1 protein-coding gene and 1 pseudogene are annotated in these 1,744 nt (G+C 62.8%); both read left to right on the top strand.

The genetic code is table 11. The features are described 5' to 3' along the window. A pseudogene (locus EN991_RS35000) lies at nucleotides 1-216 on the top strand (sugar ABC transporter ATP-binding protein); the annotation flags it as partial. A gap of 136 nt (nucleotides 217-352) precedes the next feature. Beyond that, a complete protein-coding gene (locus EN991_RS34995; protein WP_127370433.1) occupies nucleotides 353-1,375 on the top strand; it encodes a LacI family DNA-binding transcriptional regulator in 1,023 nt (340 codons plus the stop codon). Nucleotides 1,376-1,744: the final 369 nt, after the last annotated feature.

The raw sequence follows: 1,744 nt of genomic DNA, 5'->3' as shown, positions 1-1,744 counted from the left end.
GCCCGCGATTCCGGTCACTCCTGCATTTTCATCGCCCACAACATCCACCATGTCTTCCAGGTGGTCGACCGCATCGTCGTCATGCGCCGGGGCAAGGTGGTCGCCGACGACATCGACCCGAAGACGACCAGCGTGGCGGAGGTAGAGCGGATCATCACCGGCATGTCGGACAAGGAAATCCGCGATGCCATCACCGATGGCAAGCCGTCGCACTGACTGTCGGGTGATGGCGGCAATCACCGCTGCCTCAGATCGCATCGCTTGTCTGGCGCGGCATCGCAGGGCGCATAGGTAGCGGCATGAAAGCCACCGTTTCGGATATCGTCCGCAATTGCGGGCTGTGGGTAGCGGCATGAAAGCCACCGTCTCGGATATCGCCCGCAATTGCGGGCTATCGACCGCAACGGTCGACAGGGTGCTGAACAACCGGCCGGGTGCGAGTGCGGCCAACCGCCAGCGCGTCATGGAGGCGGCCAAGCAACTCGGCTACCTGCCGGTCGCTGATCAGGTGACGCTGCCCTCGCGGCCCGCCCATCTCGAATTCCTGCTGCCGATCGGCAGCAATGCCTTCATGCGCGATCTCGCCGGGCATATCGAGGACTACGCCGCGCGTCTGCCGCTTGTCGCCTCGTGCCGGATCCACAATCTCGCCGGTATCTCGCCGAACGCGCTGCAGAGCGCTGTCGAAAACCTGTCGCTCAGGGCCAATGGCGTTGGCGTGATCGCTGTCGATCATCCGCGTACGCGCAACATCCTGCGCGACATCGTCGAAGCCGGCATGCGTCTGGTGACGCTGGTGTCCGATGTTCCGACGGCACCGCGCGCGGCCTATGTCGGCATCGACAACAGGGTGGCGGGACGAACGGCGGCGCTGCTGATGGGACGCTTCCTTGGCGGCCGCACCGGCCATCTGGCGATGGTCGTCGGCTCACGTTCCTATCGCGGCCACGAGGAACGCGAGATGGGTTTCCGCTCGGTGCTCAATGAGGAGTTTCCCAATCTGACCGTCAGCAGCGCCGTCGAGATCAACGACGAGCCCGATGCCGGCTACACCGAGACCATGAAGGCACTGCACGACGAGCCGGAGTTGCTCGGCATCTATTGCGTCGGAGCTGGACATTCGGGCGTTGCAAAGGCGATCCGCGAGGCCAGGCCGAACCACAAGCCGGTGTTCATCTGCCACGACCTGACCAAGGACACGCGCGGTCATCTCGTCGACGATCTCGCCGATGTCGTCATCGACCAGAATGCGCGGCTGATCGCCGAGCAGTCGGTCATTCGCCTGCTCGGCTCGATTGCCTCCTCCGCACCCTATCTGACGCGCAAGTTCATCGAACCGCGCTTGATCTTCAGGGAAAACGTCCCGGTGCAGTGAAGCAGGCGGCCTGCAAAAATGCCTGTTGCCGGATTTGTATGATAATTGGCACGGCAAATCTGCACAGCAGCTATGCAAGTTTCTTTGTTGCCGAATCGTTGGGCAACTCGTAGGTTCTGGTTGTCGGCCATCTACTCCTCCCAGATGCGATGCCGACGCTGAATGGGGTGCACCTCCTCCCGCGCCACATTCGAAAATCGAGCCCGCTGCCACCTCCTCCCGGCAGCGGGCTTTTTTCGTTTGGCCGCCGGAGTTTCCATACCGCCTGGGTCAAAGGCGTACGCGGCCCTCCGTCATAGAGCCGTAACCCGCCAACAATCGTGGCGGATCTCAACCGGCGGCAGCGCCCCGGAACGAAACGATCAGCCC

The sequence above is a fragment of the Mesorhizobium sp. M7A.F.Ca.US.005.03.2.1 genome, from assembly GCF_003997795.1.
Lineage (GTDB): Bacteria > Pseudomonadota > Alphaproteobacteria > Rhizobiales > Rhizobiaceae > Mesorhizobium > Mesorhizobium ciceri.
Note: the sequence above shows the minus strand (reverse complement) of the source record. Positions and strands in the feature narration are given on the sequence as shown.

What these genes read in the sequence shown, in the direction of transcription:
- EN991_RS34995 (WP_127370433.1), top strand. Translation starts at nt 353, where the DNA reads ATGAAAGCCACCGTCTCGGATATCGCCCGCAATTGCGGGCTATCGACC.